This is a genomic window from Streptomyces sp. NPDC029152, assembly GCF_055564355.1.
Map to the genome: position 1 here is coordinate 23,075 of NZ_JBVHWR010000032.1, position 19,072 is coordinate 42,146.

The following is a 19,072-nucleotide window of genomic DNA, read 5'->3' on the forward strand; positions in this document are numbered from 1 at the left end:
GACCGCCGTACGTCAGCGATCGGAGTTCCCGTAGCCCTGTTCGGATGCGTCGCTGTCCGCGAAGATGTCCCGTGCCGGTCGGCTCAGCGGTCCTGGGGTGGTGTTCTCGGTTCGGTGACCGGCCCGGGCAAGCGCCAGGAGGGTGCGGGTCTCGCCCGGGCGGTGGCCGGTCTCGCGGTGGATGGCCAGGGCCTCCTGGGCCAGCTCGACGTCCGTGGTGCGGGCTGTTTCGAAGAGGACGGTCAGGGCCTGGCCCTCCGCCACGCGGAAGGAGTGGGCGCGGGCCAGGTGCAGTGCCTGTGCGGCGTGGGCGCGGGCCTCGTGAGGCCGGCCCATGCGGTGGTAGGTGACGCTGAGGCTCAGGAGGGTGTCGGCCTCGGCGCGTTTGGACATCACCTTGCGGGCCAGGGCGAGTGCCTGCCCGTCGGCCTGAAGCGCCCGGTCCGGATGTGCCAGCTCCCGGTGGGCGGCGGCGACCGCGTTGAGGATGCTCGCCTGGATCCAGTACCGCTTCGTGTCTCTGACCAGGGCCAGGGCTCGTTCGGCCTGCTCCAGCCCCTCCTCGTGGCGGCCGAGGTCGAGACTGATCTTCGCGACGGTGTCGAGCATCATCGCGCGGCCGTCGCGGTGACCGGCCTCTTCGTCCCGGGCCACCGCTGGGCCGAGGAGGTCGAGCGCGTCGGCGAAACGGCCGAGTTCCCAGTACACCCGGCCCAGAATCTGCACGGCCGAACTGCCGTTCCACCGGCTGAGCCGTGCACTGAGACCCACGGCGCGTTCGAGGTGACCGGCAGCCTCGCACAACTGGCCCAGGTCCCAGCAGGTCATGCCGAGGCCGGTCAGCCCGAAGGCCTCGTAGTCACGGTGCCCGGTCTCACGGAAGAGGCGCAGACCGACGATGAAGTCGTCACGAGCCCTGTCCAGGCGCGCCATGCTCCAGTGCGCGAAGCCCCTGAGGCCGAGGGCGGCGGCTTCGCCTGTCTCCCAACCGATTCCCCGGCTGATGTCCAGTGCGCGTGTGGCGTGCTCCATCGCCTGTCGGACGTGGCCCCGGTCCCACCGGGCTGCCGCGAGACTGAAGTGCATCGCGGCCTGGCCGAACAGGTCCTTCTCGGCTTCGGCCGCGTCCAGTGCCGTCCGGCCGATGGACTGCCAGGTCTTGCGCGGCAGGTGGGTCCAGAAGTGGCTGAACAGCGCGGAGACCAGGTACCAGGCGACCGGGCGGGGACCGTGGCGGCCGGCATGGTCGATGACGGCGAGCAGGTTGGGCAGCTCCGCCTCCAGCCATTGTTCGGGTTCGGTGGTCGACGGCACGCCCGGAGGACCGACGGGCCGGAGATCGCGGGGGAGTTCAGGGAAGAGCGAGGTCCCCGCGGTGGCGCGAACGGCGTGCAGATACCAGACCAAGAGCCGTTCCAGCGCGGCGCCGCGCTCTGCAGCCGTCTCCTCCACCACCGACCGCTCCCGCGCGTACGCGCGAAGGAGGTCGTGGAACCGGTACCGGCCCGCGGTCGCGGGTTCGATCAGATGCGCTGCGGCCAGGGCGCCGAGCAGACGGCGAGTCCGCGTGAGCGGTGCGCCCAGGAGGGCCGCCGCGGCCTCGGCCGTGAAGTCGGCGCCCGGAAACAGTCCGAGCAGCCGGAACAACCGGCGCGCGTCGGACGCCAGCACCCGGTACGACACCGAGAAGGCCGTGCGCAGAGGTGAGTCGGCGTCTCCTTCCGGTGCCAATGCCTCCAGCCTGTTGCCCGCGGCCATCTCGGCGACCAGGTCGGCTGTCCGCAGGGCCGGATCGCCCGCCAGTCTGGCGGCGGCCACGCGCAGGGCCAGGGGGAGGCCGCCGCAGAGCCTGACCAGTTCGTCGACCGCGTGTCCGTCGTCGTCGACCCGGTCCGTGCCGAGGGTTCGGCTCAGGAGTGCGCGAGCCTCGTCCGGCTGGAGAAGGTCCAGGGGAAGGGCCTGGGCGCCGTCGCGGGCGACGAGGTCGCCGAGCCGGTTGCGGCTGGTGACGACGACGCAGCAGGAAGGGCCGGCCGGCAGCAGCGGTCGCACTTGATCGGCGGAGGCCGCGTTGTCCAGGAGCACGAGCATGCGCCGGCCGGACAGCAAGGTGCGGAAGACGCGGCCCTGGGCCTCGGGGTGCGGGGGGATCTCCGAGGCCGCGAGGCCCAGCCCGTGCAGCAGCAGTTCGAGGGCCTCGCCGGGTTCCAGGGGGCGGCGGTCGTGGTCGAAGCCGTGGAGGTTGACGTAGAGCTGGCCGTCCGGGAACCGGTCGCGAACCCGGTGGGCCCAGTGCACGGCCAGCGCGGTCTTGCCGATGCCGGCGGCACCGCCGATGGCCGAGATGACGACGGTGTTCGCCGGGCCATGGTGGTCCCGCTCGGGCGGAAGCAGGGCGTGGAGCCGGGCGAGCTCGTCGATGCGGCCCGCGAAACCCGGCACGTCATGGGGGAGTTCTGCGGGCACGGTGCTCGTGCGGGGCCGGGAGGGTGCCGGCGGGGGAGGAAGCAGGAAGGCGTCGTCCTGGCGCAGCACCGCCTCGTGCACCCGGCGGAGTTCCTCCCCGGGGTCGGCTCCGAGCTCGTCACGCAGTCGTACGCGCATGTCCTCGTAGGCGTTGAGAGCCTCCGCCTGACGTCCGCAGCCGTACAGCGCCCGCATGCGCAAGGCCCTCAGCGACTCGTCGTAGCGGTCCGCCACCGAGGACGCCGACAACCCGCCGAGGTCGTCGAGGGCCTCGCCGAACCGGCTGAGAGATACGAGGCACTTGAGCCGTTCCAGCCTGAGCGTCCGCCGGCGTTCCTCCCACCGCTGCCGTTCGTCCCGCGCGAACGGCCCCGGCAGCCCGGCCAGCGGCTCGCCACGGAACAGCTCCAGAACGCCGGCCAGCCGGCCGGCCGCGGTGACCAGGTCTCCGGACGCGACGGCGCGCAGTGCCGCGTCACCCCGCTCCTCCAGCTCCTCCGTGTCGAGCCGGACCTCCTCGACGACGAAGCGGTACCAGCCCTTGCCGCTGCGGATCACCGACTCCGCAGGCGGGGTGCCGTCGGGGTCGAGCGCTCTGCGCAGCGCATTGACGTGGGTGGGCAGCACCTTGCGGCCGCCTGCGGGTGGCTCCGCCCCCCAGACCGCGTCGAGCAGCCGCTCATGACTCACCACGGCCCCCCGGCTCAGCAGCAGCGCGGCCAGCACGGTCTGCCGCTTGACGGGCCCCGGCTCCAGCGGCGCTCCGTCCCGCCACGCCCGTAACGGCCCGAGCACCTCGAACCGGAACCGCTGAGGAGATCCCCCGCTCACCCGAAGCCTCCGCTCCCACACGTCTTCCAGGTCATCCAGAATTCATCAGCATTGCAGCACGCCACGCCATGGTGATGGCCGCGACATCGCACAATCCGCACAACCAAAGGGGGTCCGAGTGACCGAAGTGGAGTTGGTGGCCACCGCGTTGGCCACAGGGGCGGCGGCCGGACTCACCGACACCCCACGTGGAGTCGTCCACGACCTCCACGCCGCGCTGCGGGAGGCGGTACGACGACGGCTGGCCGGCGGCGGCGCGCGGGGCGGCCATGGCGTACGGGTGCTGGACGCGTACGACGCGGACCCCGACGTATGGCGGACCCGGCTGCTCCAGGTCCTGGCCTCGGGGATGGAGATCGACGAGGAGATCCGCGCGGCGGCCCGCGCCGTGCTCCGCGCGCAGCGTCGGACAGGGCACATCGTCGGGGACGTGGTCGGCTCATGACGTGGTGGATATCCCGACGCTGCCGGCCACCTCTCCGATGATGGACGGAATCGGCGGACTCCACTTGGTGCGAGGGGCAGGCCGGTGGCGGTGAGGCAGCCGTCGAGCAGGGCGAGCTCCCCAGCCGATGGCGCAGGACCGGGTACGGCCGTGCGGCATGTTCACCGACCCGGAGAACCGTGGGCGACGTGGCAGTCCGTCGGCCCGCATTCGCCTGGCCGGTTCGACGCATCCTGCATCCTCGTTCAAGGCCTGACTCCGAGGCGGACAAGGGCGCCGTCGTCCACGTTCCGCCGCCGACGGCACCCCAGCCCGGCGGGTCCCGGCCGGTGACCGGACCGGCCGCCGCCCACGGACGGAGGATCGGCAAATGGCCCGCGCCGCCTGTTCCAGGTCCCTACGATCACCAGCATGACTGACCAGCCGCAGCGGCGTGCCCGGCTGCGACTCGCACGGCAGGACACTGCGCCGACTCGGGTCCGCCCAGGGGTCCGAGTCGACCAGCAGGTCCCGGCTCCCGAACCGGCAACCCGCGGCCGCGTCCCGTGGGTAAACACCGGCAGCACGGCATGAACGTCCAGGTCGTCGCCCGTCCGGACGGCACCCCGCTGTGGTTCTCCCGCGCGACGCCGGGGCGCACCCACGACCTGACGGCGGCCCGCGCTCATGGCACCGTCCAGGCCTGCCCGACCCGGCAGATCCCCGTGCCCGCGGACCGCGCCCACCAGGGCGCGGCGCCGCCTTCCGCACCCCGTACTGCCACCACAGCGAACACCCCGAGCATCACCGGCAGTTCAACCGCGGCCATGCCCGGCTCCGGGCACCCGGCGAACGCGCCTTCGCTCAACTCAGGATGTGGCGGCTGCTGCGGCGAGCCCGCTGTTCCACCCGCCCCATCGGCACGGTCGTCCAAGCGCCCACACCCTGCTGACCTGAACCTGTCCAGGATGAAAACGGTTCACTGAGGGAGGGTCGCAGCGCTCGAACAGTATGTTGTTTCTGCGACATCGTCCCTACGAGGATGACGATGTCGATGGGGTGGCAGTCGGCGGGACAAGAACGCCGTCAATGATGTATACCGTCGCGTTCTTCGTGGGAATGTTGCCGCAGGCGATCGGCACACTGCCGTTGACCTTGAAGGAGTCGCCGGAGCCAGAGGTGGTGAGGGTGCTGCCCTCAAGCGTGGTGAAGGTGCCCTGAGGCAGCTGCGCCTTGGTGATCTTCGTGTGCTCGACCACGTGGTAGGTCAGCACCTTCTTGAGCTGAGCTCTGTCGTTGAGAAGCGCGTCCCTTTTGTCGGCGCTGAGTTTGTTGAACGCGTTGTTGGTGGGCACGAAGACGGTGCTGTCCTTGAGGCCGTCCAGGGTTTTCGCCAGGTCGGTCTTCTTGATGGCATCGGCCAACATGGACAGGTTCGGGTTGTTGTCCACTGCGGTTGTGATGCTCTCGTGCGCCATCTGCGCGGCACTTCCGTTGCCGCTCTGCGGCAGCATGGAACAGCCTGGACCGAAGGGCTGCTCGCTCTGCGACGGCGACGCTGTGTCGGTGGCACCTGGCGACGAGTCGGAGGCCGATGCCTGGGACGCCAGTACGCCCAGCGACAGCGGGAGGCTCAGCGCCGCTGCCACGGTGACAGCGGTGGTACGGACACGGACGCACTTCATACCAATTCCTCGTTCCCTATGGAGGAGGGCTTGGGCCTGGGGTCGACTGACTGCGACAAGGGCCACCTGGTCAGGGGCCCGCACACCGGTTGGGGATACGCACCACACCGGCGGGCCCATCGGTTCCTGATCGGGCCCTCCACCATCTAAGCGCAAATTGCGCCGTCCGGCATCTTCGAACCGGCTGACCTCGGCAGTTCGGGACGAGCGCGAAAAACGTCGGATGAACATGCAGGTCCTGGCCGGTCCGTCCGGCCAGTTACCGTGAGCCTCGCCGGCTCTGCCCGATGCCGCCATGATGTCTGGGGCGCCCGCGAACACGGCACCATCCGCACGCTCGCGGACGCCTGCATCAAGTGCTGGGCCGGCAAGGGGTACCAAGGTGCCGGGGGCACGGTCCGCATCCCGTGCTGGGGACGCCGGAAGACGCATCCCCAGGGACACGACGCCGTCAACCGGTCTCACGAAGGTCCGGGTCTTGGCCGAGCAGGCCGTCGCCACCGTCGGTTCTCGCAGCTCCCCTGCAGACTGCGAAGCTCCACCACTCGCATCACGATCCCCGCCCAAGTCATCCTCTGACTGCGTTTGGCCAGCTCAGGCTGAGGTGGGAAAGAGCTCGTGTGAAAAAATTGAGGTAGTCCTTCAGAAGTCCGGCTGCCTTGACCGAAGGAGGCGGCTTCGAACGAAGGTGAAAAACATGACGGCCGCTGATCCCGAAGCCACCCACGCAACGCTGGCGAGCGCAAGCAGCGGAAACTCCAGAAGACGGTACGGGACCGCGGGGTGTCCCTCTCCGAGCACTCCGAGAACAAGACCCGCCGCGCACTCACCGCCTTGGTGGCGGCCGCCGGCCGGCTCGCCTGACCGGCCCCCTCCCACGCGACGTCCGTCACGCGGCCGGCACTTGGGGGTCCCGGACCGGTTTGCCGACTGTGTTGTTCGGCCCGCCCACCGAACCCAGGACGTTCTGCGCCTGGTTGTCGACGAACTTGGTGAACAACTGCTGGGCGTAGCCGAAGATGATGGCCCAGGCGATGATCTGCGCCGACGAGTTGAGTGCCTGCAGACCCGGGACGAACTCCCCGCGGATGAGGAGCAACCCCAGCACCGCGGTCAGCGCGCCCGTCGGTAGCTTGAGCAGGGCCAGCGCGACCGGCACGTTGTACGGAGTGGACGTGCCCTTGATCCGTCTCAGGGACGCGGCGGCCGCCACGGCGGCGGCGATGGTGCCGACGAATTCCACGACCGCATAGTCCCAGGGCGAGGCGACCTGGGACTGCAGGGCGTCGACGTTGCCTTTATGACTCTGTTCGGAGGTGTCGCTCCGGGTGGGGCAGACCACCCCCACGCCCTCCGGGCTGAAACACAGCGGCACCGTGCCCGGGGCGAGCGCACCGAAGACGCCCACGAGGGCAGCGATCACGGTCAGAGTGATCGCGACCCCGTAGACGACATAGGTGAAGCTGCGCACCCGCAGTTTCTCCCTCAGATGCGCCTGACGGGCGACGGCCACGCTGTCGACCACGACCTCGCGCTGCGCCGTCTGCAGAGGCGTCCCGCTGCGGACCGACAGGGCGATCTCTTCGACCTGTACCCTCCGTGCGTCGTTGACCGGAAGGTGTTCCCGGACGAAGGCCACCAGGCCCGGCATCATCGAGGTGATCTCGTCCGTCGACGACACTCGTAGCAGCAGGTTGTGGGCCACATCGAAGTGGGTCTGGGCGACGGCCAGATGAGCCGCGGGCAGCCGTCGTCGATGGTGGTGGCTGAGCGTGTTCCGTGCCGCCCTCAGCTCTTCGTGGGCCTGGTCGGCCAGAGCCTGATCCTCCCGGCCGATCTGCCCCCGCTCGCTCTTGGCCCGGAACTGTGCCTCGAGCTCGCCGATGCGCGAGTTCAGGTTCTCGCGCAGTTCCCACAACCCCTTCTCGGGCGTGCTCGTCCACCGGGCGCCGCGGGACCTCGTCGGTCCCGCGCCCGTCGCCGGTCCTGCGCCGTCGTCGCCGTTCTTCATTCGAAGTCCCACCGGTCCGGGGCGTTCAGCAGACGACGCCGGGGCCGTCGGCCGGGAGCGTCGGCTGCGACGAACCGTGCCGGAGCGTCGGGCGTCGGAGAAGGGCGCCTTCGGCCGACGGCACTCGTCCACCTGTTCGCTCGATGACAAGGAGTTTTCCACCGTTGTTCACGCTAGACGACGGTGACCGCCCTTGTTGACCGCCATGTCGGCGTTTTACGGAAAGACGCCATCGGACAGGTTCCTCATGCGGTGAGGCGATCGTCGATCGAGCGGACGCCTCGGGGCGGGCGGGACACGTGACGATGCCGTGTGTCCGGTCGTGGGCGCCGGCGACGGCGAGATCCGTCGGCACGTCCGGCCAAGTCGTCGACGAGGGAGCACCCGATGGCCACCGGGCCGGTCGGGCGCCAGGCGTTGAGCCGTTTTGCTCCTGTCCGGGTGACCAGGGCCGTCGGACAGCAGCCAGGTGAGCAGATCCATGCCGACGACCAGGGCAGGGCACCCCCGACCTGGTCCGGACCGTCATGAGCATGCACCCACGCTTGCCCGGACGGACGGGGCTCTGTTCGGCTTCGGTGAGGACGTCGTGGACGGTGAGTGGGCCAAGCGCCGACCGGCTGCGCGTGAAGGAGGGGGAGTGCGGCTGTGGTGCGCTCCGGTTCTGGGAAGTAGTCGCTGATCAGGATGCGTCGGATGCGTCCGATGCCTGGTACGGGGGCGACGCGACGGTGTCGGCCGAGCGGTGGGGGATCTCGGTGCGGACCACGGAGATCTTCAGCCGGGGCAGGGCGCCGTGGCTCATGCACCGGCGCAGGAAGCCTGTGGTGAGGCGCCTGGCGGTGGTGTCCTCGGCGGACAGGGCGTCCAGGCCGGTCCGGGTCGCGGCCTCCGGCCGGGGTGGATGAGCGTGCGGATCCGGGCCGGAAGCAGCGGCCGCGCGCCGGTGGCGGACCAGGGCAGGAGGAGCGGCCTCCCCGCCCGGGCGCCCGGGTACGCGGTGCGGGACGTGCGGCCTTGTTGCGGAGCATTCGGGGCGCTGTAGCCTGGAGTTGGGGGATTGCATCATATTTCGGAGGTAGATCATGTTTCTTCGATTGTTGCGGATCCGTACCCCTCGTCGGCTCGTTCTTCTCGGCACCGGCCGTCTGATCCGGGGCTTCAGCGGCGGCCTCTACGACGGCCACGGCTACCAGGCCTGACACCGTTCCCCACCGGACCCGGGAGGAGGCGCGGTGGCGGACGAGGCCGATGCCCTGACAGCCCTGGCGGAGATCCTGGCACCGCATTGCCGTGTGACCCGGTTGTCCGGTGGAGCGCTGATCGCGGACTGGAAGCGGACACGTTTCCTCGGGATGACACCGGCGGACGTGCGGGTGCTGACCGAGGGGAACGCCCAGGAACGCGCCGAAGTCGTCACCGGTCTCGTCCGGGCCGGCTGCGCGAAGGGACGCCGACGGGAGCACACGGACGCCGGCGTCCGGCTCTGGTTGCACGGTACCCACCTGCTGATCCGGACCATGGGATTCGGACGGGTGCTCCGGCTGCTGTCGGTGGCCGCCCCGGACTACGCCCGCACGGACAGTCCCCCGGCGGAGCAGGTGGGACGGCTGAAACGAGCGGTGCAGGCACAGAGCCGCAGGAGCTTCCTGGTCAACGGCGACTGCAAGTCCGAGGCGGTGACGGCCTTCGCGCTGCTGCGGCGGCGCGGCTGGGAGGCCGTCCTGCACGTCGGTGTACGCGAACACCCCTTCGCCATGCACACCTGGGTCTCCTCGGCCGGTCTGTGCATCCCGGACGCCGACCCGCGCGGGCACGCGTTCACCCCCGTGCTGTCGATCGGCCGCGAGGGACCATGACATGGATGCGCTCCGTCTCGAGTGGGCCGACGGTGCGCCGAAGCTCTGGACCGCCGCGCCGATGGAGCGTGAGGGACTCGTGACGACGGTCTCCTCGCCGGAGGGCACCGCGGCCGTCGTCGGCTTCGTCGGCTCGGCCCGGGACCGGGCGGCGGGCGCCCGCCGTCTCCTGGACGCCCTCGGCCGGCGGAGAGCCGTCGCACCGCTGCCGGCCGGCGACTACGCGGCCGTTCTGGTGTACCGCGACCGCGTCCTCGTGACCCGGGACGAGCAGGCACGCGTCCCGCTGTTCTTCCGGGAGTCGGGTGGCCGCGTGAGTGCCGTGAGCACCTCGGTCCGCCGGCTGGGGAGCGGCTCGGCGCTGGAACCCCGCTACTTCTGCCGGTATCTCACCGGCAACATGGCGCAACCGCACGCGGACCTCACTCCCTTCGCGGGGGTCCACCGTGTCCTCGGCGGTGAGGTGCTGGAACTTTCGGTCACCGGGCGGATGCGAGGCCGGGGGCCACGAGGAGTCCGCCGGGCCCACGACCCGCCCGTGCCCGCGGCCGACGGGTCCCACCGCCATGGGGCGGCCGAGGAGCTGCGCCGGGTGCTGGAGGAGGCCGTCCGGCGCCGCCTGGGCACCATGACGGCATGCCACGTCTCCGGCGGCCTCGACTCCACCAGCGTGGCGCTGCTCGCGGCACAGCTGCTGGCCGAGGAAGGGGACGGCAGCGGGAACCTCCTGCTGCTCGCAGGACGCTTCACGACGGGAGAGCTGGCCGGGGAGCAGCCGTACCTCGACGCGGCGGTGGAGGGGATCCGCCGTCTCGCCCCCGCGGCCCGCCCGGTGATCGTCGACGCCGACGACGTTGCCGATTTCGACGACTTCGAGCACCACGCGGGAGACGCGGACGAACCCCATGCGCACGCCTTCCGCGCCCCGTTCTGGACCAGGCTCCACACCGCCGCCGCCGAACTGGGCTGTGACACCGTCCTGACCGGTTGCGGCGCCGACCCGGTCGTGGACGCCAACCCGTTCCACCTGCACCGGCTCGCCCGCACGGGGAAATTCCGGGAGCTGGCCAGGCAGGCACGCGCCTGGGCCGAGGGCGGCGAGCGGGGGCTGCGGGAGACCGTCCACGCCTACGTCGTACGGCCGGCCCTCCCACTGACGGCCGAACGGACGGGGGCCCTCGTCCGCAGCGGAACCGTGCTCGGCGGACTGGGCTCCTTCAACCGTCCCCCTTGGCTACGAGCCGCGTTCGCGCGGGCGCACGGCTACCGGGAGGCCGGCATCGCGGAGAGCCGCTTCGTCTACGGGCGCAGGCCGGAGCGGTCGCTCTACGAAGCGGCCAACTACCTCGCCGCTCCCGACCTGCTGTCCTGGCAGCGCGCGCGAGAGGACGGGTTCTTCCTCTCGCACCCCTTCCTCGACCCGGAGGTCATCGCCACGATGCGACGCCTCCCCACCGAAGACGTGCTTGACCCCGACCGTTCGAAGGCGGTTCTGCGCGAGGCCATGGCGGACCTGCTGCCGGCCCGGATCAGCCGCAGGACGGTCAAGATCCCCTTCGACGGTCTCTACACCCGCGGTCTGCGGACCCACGGCGGCGCACTCATCGACCTGTGCCGCTCCGCCCGGCATCCGCTGGTCGCGGAGATGTTCGACGTCCCGTTGCTGTGCCGGGCGGTGCAGGAGGCCCGCTTCGGGCTCGGGGACGCGCACGCCTGGGACCGGGTGAACAGTTCGCTGGCGTTGGTGGCCTGGCTGGAGCGGCTGGAAGGGCGCTCCAGCGGTGTCGGCGCGGACCGGCCCGTCAGCGCCGACTCTTGATGTCCCACAGTGACCGTTCGATCGGGCCCGTGATGACGTCGACGAGACCGTAGCGACTCACCAGCGCGCGCCTCTCCGCTCCGGTGGGGACGTGGTCCTCCTCGCCCCTGCGTGCGATGCTCGTCGCCACGATCGCGCCGTGCGTGCCGAACCTCCAGTAGACGGTCACGTACCGGGGGTCCCGGGTGCGCTCGTCGATCGCGTTGTTCTCGTGCACCCTGGCGCGGTAGATGATGGAGTCCAGACCCTGTTGCTGCCCCTTCTTCACCCAGGCGGGGACACCCTTTCCGGTCCAGGAGTACGCCTTGAACTGGAGCGGTGGCTCCAGGGCGAGCCGGTCCTTGCGGGCGAGGCTCGCGGTGGCGTAGAACGCCAGCTGGTCGTACGGGGTGTTGATGGGCAGTTGCACCATGACTCGGGTGGCGAACGTGTCGCTCGACTCGATCCACTGCCCGAAGGGCATCCACGGCCGGGCTTCGACCATTTCGCCGGGCTGATGGATCTTCCTGCGGGAGAGCGGATTCATTTCCTGGAATTTGCTCCACTGCTCCGCATCGGTCCGCCATTGCTGACGGAGTCGGTCTTTCTTGCTCAAGGGCACCCGTTCCCCCATGGCGTGGAACTCTGTGCCGAGTACGTAGAAACCGACGTTCCCCTGGTTCTTCAGAGTGATGTCGACCGGTAGGGAGAATTCCTTCCGGTCCTGACTCAGTACGGGATCTCCCAGGGACATCTCGATGAGAGGTCTGGTCTCACGCTGGTAGGGCTGGTAAAGGTTTTCGTAGCCGAAATTGGCGATCGCGATGGCCGAGGAGACGATGAGCGTTGCGGCCACCCGCTTGGGAGCGGGGATCTCGACCGCTGTCCGCCACACCGCGAAGACGGCCCACGCCGAACCCACCGTGAGCGCGCCGAACACCGCGAGGTAGAACACGGTGTCGCCCCTCACCGTCTCGACCACGAGCAGGACGTTCGCCAGTAGGGCGACGAACGTGCTGATCAGCGCTATCACGCCGGAGTAGGGGAAACTGCGCCACCACCAGTGGTCCACGACGGCGGCGGCGCCCAGGAACGTGATGAAGGCGACCACGATGAGCATGGCGCCCGTGAGACGTCCGGGGAAGGTCAGGGCGTGGACGAAGTCATCGAGGCCGAACCACCCCATGATCAGCGTCGTCGTGAGAAGGACCAGCAGGACCATCGCCATGGTCACGCGGGACCACGGGGTTTCCGGTGGGGACCGCCGCACTTTCGGATGTGAGCGGGACTGATGCCTGGGGGGAATCCTCATCCGATCACCTCCTGGAGCCACCGCCCGACCGTGGTGTCAGGGCGTGCCGACGTCGGGGGCCGACTCCGGCCGGCGTTCACCACCGAGTGCGCGCCCGGCCAGACGATCTTGCGCGGTGGCCGTCTCCTCTTTCCGCCGCGGCCGTCGACGGCCGCGGCGAGTCGCCGGGAATTCCCACGTCCGGAGGCACACGAGTGGTGCCTCCGTGTCCTCGGACCCGCTCCTTCGACGTCGAGATCCGCAAGGTCGTCCGCGGCACGAACGCGATCGAAAGCGTCACCGCCCCGTCCGTGAGGCCGTCCGCGCTCACGCTCACTTCCCCGACGAGGCCGTTGCCCTCAAGCGCGTCTGCACGGCGTCGATGAGCCCGGGCCCGACGGGGAAGGCGCGTCCGTTTCCGCACCGTGGTCGCCCGACAGCGGTACCGGTCCCTCAGCGGGGGCGACGGCCGTCGTGCTCGGCCTCCATCCGGTTCGCGATGTCCTCGCGCAGCCACTTCTTGTCGATCTTGCCGACTCCGGTCAGAGGCAATGCCGGCACCCTGACGACGCGCTCGGGCAGTTTGAACGGAGCCAGTCCGCCGTCTTCGAGGAAACGGCGGATCTCCCCCAGCGTCGGAGAGCCCTCCCCGTCGACGACGTACAGGCACACCGCTTCGCCCAGGACTCGGTGGGGCATCGGGACGGCGGCGGCGGCGCGTACGCCGGGATGCCTCTGGACCAGTTCCTCCAGTTCGCCCGCCGGGATTTTCTCGCCACCGCGGTTGATCACGTCCTTGACGCGTCCGATGACCACGAAGTTGCCCGAGGGGTGGCGGCGGACCAGGTCACCGGTGCGGTAGAAGCCGTCGGAGGTGAACGAAGCGGTGTCCGTGCCGCAGTGGTAGCCCGTGATGACACCAGGCCCCCGGGCCAGGAGCTCGCCCGTCTCCCCGTCGGTGACGGGGCGGTCCCGGCCGTCCACCACAAGGGTCTCGTCGCCCGGTGAGACGGGCCGCCCCTGGGTGGTGAACACCACTTCCGGTGGGTCACCGAGCCGGGTGAAGTTCAGCAGTCCCTCGCTCATTCCGTACACCTGCTGGATCCGGCAGCCGAAGGCGTCACCGAGCTGCCTGGCCGTCTCCTCCTCCAGACGGGCCCCACCGACTTGCAGTACCTCCAGGCTCGACAGGTCGGGCCCGTGCGAGGCGGCACGTGCGGTGAGCCACTGGCGGGCGACCGCAGGGGTCAGCGCGCAGTGCGTGACGCGTTCCCGCTCGATCAGCGCCATCGCACCGACAGGATCGCCGGGTGTGCCGAGCACGACCTTCCCTCCGTGGGCGAGTGCGCCGAGGATTCCGGGGTGGCCGAAGGCGAAACTGTGCGTCACGGGCAGGACCGCGAGGTAGACCGAGTCCGGTGTCAGCGCCGACGCGGCCGCCGAGGCACGGATGACATGGCCGAACGCCTCGTGTGTACGGGGGATGGGCTTGGGTGCGCCGGTGGTACCGCTCGACAGCAGGAACAGGGCGATGTCCGAGGGGTCCCGGTGGCCGCCCGCCGCGGGAGCCGTCTTTTCGGCCGCGGTGAACTCGTCGAGGTCCAGATGGCCGCGGGCCGGGTCGACCCCGCCGGAGACCAGCAGGTTCCGCACGAACGGATGGTGTTCGCGAAGCCTTTCGGCGAACCGGACGTGGTCGAAACGGGCTTGCCGAACGGGTACGGCCATCGCTCCCGGCCGTACCGAAGACAGCACGGGGCCGAGTTCGTGTTCGCGCAGCGTCGGCGGAGCGAGGACCGGGCGCGCGCCGAGCCGGATCAGGGCGAGCACGAGGATGACGAACTGGGGCTGGTTGGGGAGTTGTACGAGTACGTTCTCGCCCGGCTGCGTTCCGCAGCGCGCCAACCGGGCGGCGCAGCCCGACACCGCGGCGTCCAGTTCGGCCCCGGTGAGAACCCGGCCGCCGCCGACGAGTGCCTCACGGCAGCCCCGATGCCCGCGGGTGTCCAGCACCAGTTCGTCCAGCAGGTCCGGGCGCCACCAGCCGCGGCTCCGGTAGTCCGCCGACGCCTGGGGGACCGGTCCGTTCCCGTCCAAGGCGTCGGCGAGCTGCCGCAGGGTGCGGTCGTGCTCGCTCCAGAGGTCGACGCGGGTGCCGAGTCGTTCGGAGAACTCGATCTCCAGTTGCGTGATGTCGACGGAGTCGAGCCCGAGATGGGCACGCAAAAGCGCGTCCTCGCGCAGGAGCTCCTGTGCGATGCCCAGCTCGGAGAGGATTCTTCGCACGTCGTCGATGTCCGGCAACCGGCCCTCCCGGTCGGGTCGAGGGAACGTTCTGGTTGAGGGGACGGCTCAGGCAGAGGGTGTCGCCGGTGGCGGGCCGCTCGTGTCCCTGACGTGTACGGCGGACGCCGCGTCCGCGACCGCGGGGTCACGGATCCCGCTGTCCGTCGTGGAGCCGGCCTGCCCCTCCCGCCCGGCCTGGGGCCGCAGCGTCCGGTGACCGGCCGCGCGGACGGTCTCAGACGATGGTGAGCGTCGTCGCCCCGGTCGCACCCGTGACACCGGTGGTCAGACACAACGGCAGCGCCGGCTGCGGAAGGACGATGACCTGGACCACCGAGCGGCCGTGGAAGCGGCCCTGGACGACGGTCCCGGTGAGCGTGGTGACGACCTGCCCGGCGATCGCGGTGCTGCTGCCCTCGGCTTCGACGACGCTGGTGTCGCCGGTGCTCCACGTGAAAGTCCGAGGACCCCGGAATCCGTCGAGGAGGTCGTTGCAGCCCGCGTGGAGGGTGAACCGTTCCCCGTACGCCCCGCTCGTCACCTCACCCGCACCGTCGACGCACGACCCGAGACGTCCGTCGGTGGTGACGTCGACGTCCTGCGGTTGGAAGGTGATCCCCGGACTGTAGGCGACGGACTCGGTCCCCTGGCACTGCAACAGCGCGAGCGGTTCCGCGTGGGCGGGCCCGGCGGCCGGCGCGCCCGTGAGAAGTACGGTAGCGGCGGTTGTCAGGACTGCCGAGCGTGCCCGTGACCCCATGACGGACATGAGGCGGCCTCCTTCGAAGTGACGGCGTGGTGGGGATGATGCCCGGCACGCCCATCCGTGAGACGAGCGCGCGGGAGCAGTGACGGAGGTACGCGAAGTCCCGCGCGCTGCCCCCGTGAAGACTGCGCTGGGTGTCGCCTCCGTTCCTCCGGCCCACTCCCTTGCCGCCCGGCACACGGGTGTGAGTCAGTGGACCATGCGCGCGGCAAACGGGAGCGCGGGCTTTTGCCCGTTCCTCCACGCGGGCGGTCCTCCCGACCCCCTGGAACGCCGTGCCGGCTTCGAGTCCTGGAGTGTGATGGTTCCACGGAAGAACGGCACACTTGCGGTACCGGGCGCGAGGCTTCATTTCGAAGTGCGCGGAGAAGGACCACCGGTGCTGCTCATCGCGGGCGGCAACTCCGACGCGGCTGTCTTCAAACGCCTGGCCGACGTCCTGGCCGCGGGCCACCGCGTCATCACGTACGACCCGCGCGGCAATTCGCGCAGCCTCCTCGACGGCCCACCGACGGATCAGCGGATCGAGGAGCACGCCGACGACGCGTACCGCCTGCTCGATCACCTCACCGGGCCCGACGAATCCGCGCACGTCTTCGGAAGTTGCTCGGGAGGGCTCGTCGCACTCGAACTAGCCGTCCGCGACCAAACCCGGATCCGCTTGACGATCGCCCACGAACCACCCGCGATGGGACTGCTGCCGGATGCCGAGGACCACCTGGCGTTCTTCGACGACGTCCACGAGACGTTCCGCCGCGAAGGCGCGGCGGCGGCCCTGCGCAAGCTCCAGCTCGTGTTCGGCGACGGACCCGCGCCGACGCTGCCCGAGGCCCACGACAACACCGCGTTCTTCCTGGCCCACACCGTCAGGCCGGTCACGCGCTTCGTACCCGACCTCGCCAAGCTCGTGACAGTGGCGGACCGGATCGTCGTGGCAGGTGGTCGTGACTCGTGCACCCACACCGTCCACCGGCCCGCGGTCGTCCTCGCGGAGCGGCTCGGCTGTGAACGGATCCTGTTCCCCGGCGGCCATGTCGGCTACGCGAGGTATCCGGTCGAGTTCGCCAGGCGACTCGTCGGAATGTTCGCGGCCCCGTCCGACGCGGTGGCTCCGTCCCGCACCGGTGGGGGCCGCTGACATGCGCATCGTGATGGGGGCTCAGAACTGTGGTTTCGGCCCGGCCTCCGAACTCGTCGCGATCTCCCGGCTGCTCTCCGGCCATGAGCGGGTGTTCGTCGGCAGCGGCGTGGCGGCGACGTTCGCGCGGCGCAACCCGGACGCCTTCGACGCCGTCCGCGAGTACGACGGGATGTGCGGGAGGGCCGGGGCGGAGTCGGTCGACGACCTGCTGAAGACCGGAGACCAGGTGGTCTCGGTCATGGACGCCGATCTCGTCCTGCGGTCCGTCGTGGCGCGGCGTCCGGTGGTCATGGTGGACAGCCTGTTCGGCTTCTGGCGGCTCGGACGGCCGTTGGCCCAGATCCGCGACCTGTGCGCGGGCATGCCGCGTTCCTCCTACGTCGCGGCAGACCGACACCTGGCCGCTCTCTCACCTCACGAGCGCGTCGTCGCGGCCCATCTGCTCGCCACGCACAGCGTGGTGCAGAACTTCCCGGGCGCCCCCGAGCGCGCGGCCGAGTTCACCGCTCTCGGCGTCGGGTCCGCGATCCATCTGACCGGCCCGATCATCGATCTCGAAGGACTGAGGAACACCCCGCGCGACGCCGAACCGGAGTACGACCTGCTGGTCAACGTCGGCGGGTTCAAGAATTTCCTTCTGGACTTCGACGCCAACGACGACTACCTGCGCCTGCTCCACCGCTGGATCCCCGACCTGCTGCGAGACTGGCCGCGGTTTCCGCGCGTCCTGGTCTGCGGCGGCCCCTTCGGCGGGCACCGCGAACGGAAGGTCTCGGTCGCCGGCCGACGGGCCGACTGCCGTCTCCTGCGGCAGCGCGACCTGCTGCGGGCGGTGGCGAGCGCACCCGGCTACCTGCTCGCCCCAGGGCTCACGGCACTCCACGAGTCGATGGCCCTGGGACGGTTGCCGCTGGGGATCCACGAGCAGCACTACGCGCACGTCTACACACTGCGCCGTCTCGACGGCACGATCTTCGGCCGGAACGCCGGCCGGTTCGCGGACGTCCTGCCGCTCCACCGGGTGCCCGAGGACGACTTCACCGGAACCGCGGCCCTCGTGGAGATCGCCGGCCGTGTACAGGAGGACGACGAGCTCTACAGCGTGTTCCGCAGAACGTTCAACGAGCGGATCGAACACTACGTCTCGCTCACCCCGGCGCGGCGGCGGCACGGCGTCGAGGAACTGCGGAGACTGCTCGGCGGTGAGCCGGTCTACGCGGTGCTGGCCAGGATCCTCCCCCTCGGCGCGGCGAGTGACAGTCCAGGGTGTCCAGCCCCGTGGGAACGGCCGGACCGGCCGACCGCTGCGGCCCGTACCGCACCTGTCGCGCGACCGGCAGGGGAACCTTCCCGACACCTGGAGACGGATTGAACGCCTCTGAAGAACCCAGTCGCGCGGCCTACTTCGCTTTCAGGAACCGGCTGCTCGGTCCCCTGCGCGACCAGTTCCTGACCCCGGACCAGCTGTGTGAGGCAGGCCGCCTCATGTGCGGTCGCTCCGAGGACCTGTCCCTCTACGGCATCCCCGCCCCCGAGATGGAGGCCTGGGGGATCCGCGTCCTGGGCCGCACCGCCGTCGAGTGCACCAAGGACCCCCACCCCGTGGCCATCGCCGGCGTCATCGCCGAAATCGAGGCCACCGTCCCCGGGACCGGCGGTGAGGCGATGGTCGTCGACCTGTTCTGCGGTTCCGGAAACTTCGGTCACCACCTCGGCCGCTGCCTGAACCGTCCCGTATACGCCTCGGAACTCGACCCGGTCGTCCACGAGGCCTGCCGACGCAACCTCGACCGTGTCGGCTCCGCCGTCGATCTCCGTCTGGCGGACTACCGCGACCTGCTCGGCGCGCTTCCCGCCCGCAGCGAGCGCGACGTCTACATCGTGGAGCCCTCCTGGGGCCCGGCCCTCACCCCGGAAGGCCTCGACCTGACCCGTACCTCGCCCCCGGTCCCCGAGATCATCCGGGACATCCAGCGGTCCCGCGACTACGCGCCGTGCCTGGTGGTGGTCGAGACCGGTGACCGCGTCGCCCACGGCTCCCTCGAGTTCTCGTTCAGGAACGCGGTCCACCTGCGCACCCTCGTCCCCGAGCCGTTTCCGCCTCATCACACCGGCTCGCGTTTCCATTTCTACCGCCTCAGCGAGCGCCGGGCACGAACGGGTCTGTCAAATGAACGGTGTGACCAGGGCGGTCGGGTTACTGACGGGCCGCTGAGAGCCGGCCGCCGAAGGTGAGGTCGAGGGCGTTCAGCGCGGTCTTCCGGCGCGTGGTCCGGCGGACCCGTCCCTTGCCGCTGGGATCGAGCGACATGATCGCCGTGTAGACGCACTTCAGGGCAGCCTGCTCATCGGGGAAGTGTCCACGGGCCTTGACACGGGCGCGACGGCATCGGTGACCGCGTACCAGAACGAAGCCGGCTAGGGCCTGTTGTGAAAGTGCTGGTCATAGCCATTCATTGATGGCTGCGACCAGCACTGTCGCTTCGTAGCGGACGGCGAGTTTGTCGTACCGAG

Annotated in this window: 12 protein-coding genes and 4 pseudogenes; 9 read left to right on the forward strand and 7 right to left on the reverse strand. The window is 70.2% G+C overall.

Features of this window, described 5'->3' with window-relative positions:
• Positions 1-12: 12 nt before the first annotated feature.
• Entirely contained in the window at positions 13-3,297 is a 3,285-nt protein-coding gene (locus tag ACZ4V6_RS34635; RefSeq protein WP_467834962.1) for an AfsR/SARP family transcriptional regulator, read from the reverse strand.
• A gap of 118 nt (positions 3,298-3,415) precedes the next feature.
• Here ACZ4V6_RS34635 and ACZ4V6_RS34640 point away from each other — a divergent pair, with 118 nt between their 5' ends.
• Entirely contained in the window at positions 3,416-3,742 is a 327-nt protein-coding gene (locus ACZ4V6_RS34640) for a hypothetical protein (protein WP_467834964.1), read from the forward strand.
• 545 nt (positions 3,743-4,287) lie between these two features.
• Positions 4,288-4,673: pseudogene (locus tag ACZ4V6_RS34645) on the forward strand (transposase family protein); the annotation flags it as partial.
• Positions 4,674-4,755: 82 nt separating this feature from the next.
• Here ACZ4V6_RS34645 and ACZ4V6_RS34650 read toward each other — a convergent pair.
• Positions 4,756-5,406, reverse strand: a complete 651-nt coding sequence (locus tag ACZ4V6_RS34650; RefSeq protein WP_467834965.1) for a fasciclin domain-containing protein — start codon at positions 5,404-5,406, stop codon at positions 4,756-4,758.
• Between the two features lie 205 nt (positions 5,407-5,611).
• On the opposite strand from ACZ4V6_RS34650, the pseudogene ACZ4V6_RS34655 reads away from it, so the two are divergent.
• Positions 5,612-5,985 (forward strand): annotated as a pseudogene (locus ACZ4V6_RS34655) (IS5/IS1182 family transposase); the annotation flags it as partial.
• 310 nt (positions 5,986-6,295) lie between these two features.
• Here the strand turns inward: ACZ4V6_RS34655 and ACZ4V6_RS34660 are convergent.
• Positions 6,296-7,324, reverse strand: a complete 1,029-nt coding sequence (locus tag ACZ4V6_RS34660; RefSeq protein ID WP_467834967.1) for a hypothetical protein — start codon at positions 7,322-7,324, stop codon at positions 6,296-6,298.
• Positions 7,325-8,652: 1,328 nt separating this feature from the next.
• Here ACZ4V6_RS34660 and ACZ4V6_RS34665 point away from each other — a divergent pair.
• Positions 8,653-9,276, forward strand: a complete 624-nt coding sequence (locus ACZ4V6_RS34665) for a lasso peptide biosynthesis B2 protein (RefSeq protein WP_467834968.1) — start codon at positions 8,653-8,655, stop codon at positions 9,274-9,276.
• Position 9,277: 1 nt separating this feature from the next.
• Complete coding sequence (locus tag ACZ4V6_RS34670; RefSeq protein ID WP_467834969.1) at positions 9,278-11,095, forward strand: asparagine synthase-related protein; 1,818 nt, start codon at positions 9,278-9,280, stop codon at positions 11,093-11,095.
• Here the strand turns inward: ACZ4V6_RS34670 and ACZ4V6_RS34675 are convergent.
• Entirely contained in the window at positions 11,079-12,302 is a 1,224-nt protein-coding gene (locus tag ACZ4V6_RS34675) for a hypothetical protein (protein WP_467834981.1), read from the reverse strand. The two genes, ACZ4V6_RS34670 and ACZ4V6_RS34675, sit on opposite strands and share 17 nt — an antisense overlap.
• Before the next feature lie 305 nt (positions 12,303-12,607).
• On the opposite strand from ACZ4V6_RS34675, the pseudogene ACZ4V6_RS34680 reads away from it, so the two are divergent.
• Positions 12,608-12,777: pseudogene (locus ACZ4V6_RS34680) on the forward strand (transposase); the annotation flags it as partial.
• Positions 12,778-12,818: 41 nt separating this feature from the next.
• On the opposite strand, the gene ACZ4V6_RS34685 reads toward ACZ4V6_RS34680, so the two are convergent.
• Both ACZ4V6_RS34685 and ACZ4V6_RS34690 read right to left on the reverse strand, forming a co-directional pair.
• Complete coding sequence (locus ACZ4V6_RS34685) at positions 12,819-14,669, reverse strand: AMP-binding protein (protein ID WP_467834971.1); 1,851 nt, start codon at positions 14,667-14,669, stop codon at positions 12,819-12,821.
• Positions 14,670-14,886: 217 nt separating this feature from the next.
• A complete protein-coding gene (locus ACZ4V6_RS34690) occupies positions 14,887-15,420 on the reverse strand; it encodes a hypothetical protein (protein ID WP_467834973.1) in 534 nt (177 codons plus the stop codon).
• Between the two features lie 376 nt (positions 15,421-15,796).
• Here ACZ4V6_RS34690 and ACZ4V6_RS34695 point away from each other — a divergent pair, with 376 nt between their 5' ends.
• From ACZ4V6_RS34695 to ACZ4V6_RS34705, 3 genes are read left to right on the forward strand one after another with little or no spacing between them, the layout of a single operon-like run.
• The gene (locus ACZ4V6_RS34695; RefSeq protein WP_467834975.1) at positions 15,797-16,555 is read left to right on the forward strand and encodes an alpha/beta fold hydrolase; all 759 of its coding nucleotides are present in this window, start codon (positions 15,797-15,799) and stop codon (positions 16,553-16,555) included.
• 1 nt (position 16,556) lies between these two features.
• Positions 16,557-17,930, forward strand: coding sequence for a hypothetical protein (locus tag ACZ4V6_RS34700; protein WP_467834977.1), 1,374 nt, complete (start codon positions 16,557-16,559; stop codon positions 17,928-17,930).
• A complete protein-coding gene (locus ACZ4V6_RS34705; RefSeq protein WP_467834979.1) occupies positions 17,927-18,793 on the forward strand; it encodes a class I SAM-dependent methyltransferase in 867 nt (288 codons plus the stop codon). Before ACZ4V6_RS34700 ends, ACZ4V6_RS34705 begins: the two co-directional genes overlap by 4 nt.
• On the opposite strand, the pseudogene ACZ4V6_RS34710 reads toward ACZ4V6_RS34705, so the two are convergent.
• A pseudogene (locus tag ACZ4V6_RS34710) lies at positions 18,756-18,932 on the reverse strand (IS256 family transposase); the annotation flags it as partial. The gene ACZ4V6_RS34705 and the pseudogene ACZ4V6_RS34710 overlap by 38 nt on opposite strands.
• Positions 18,933-19,072: the final 140 nt, after the last annotated feature.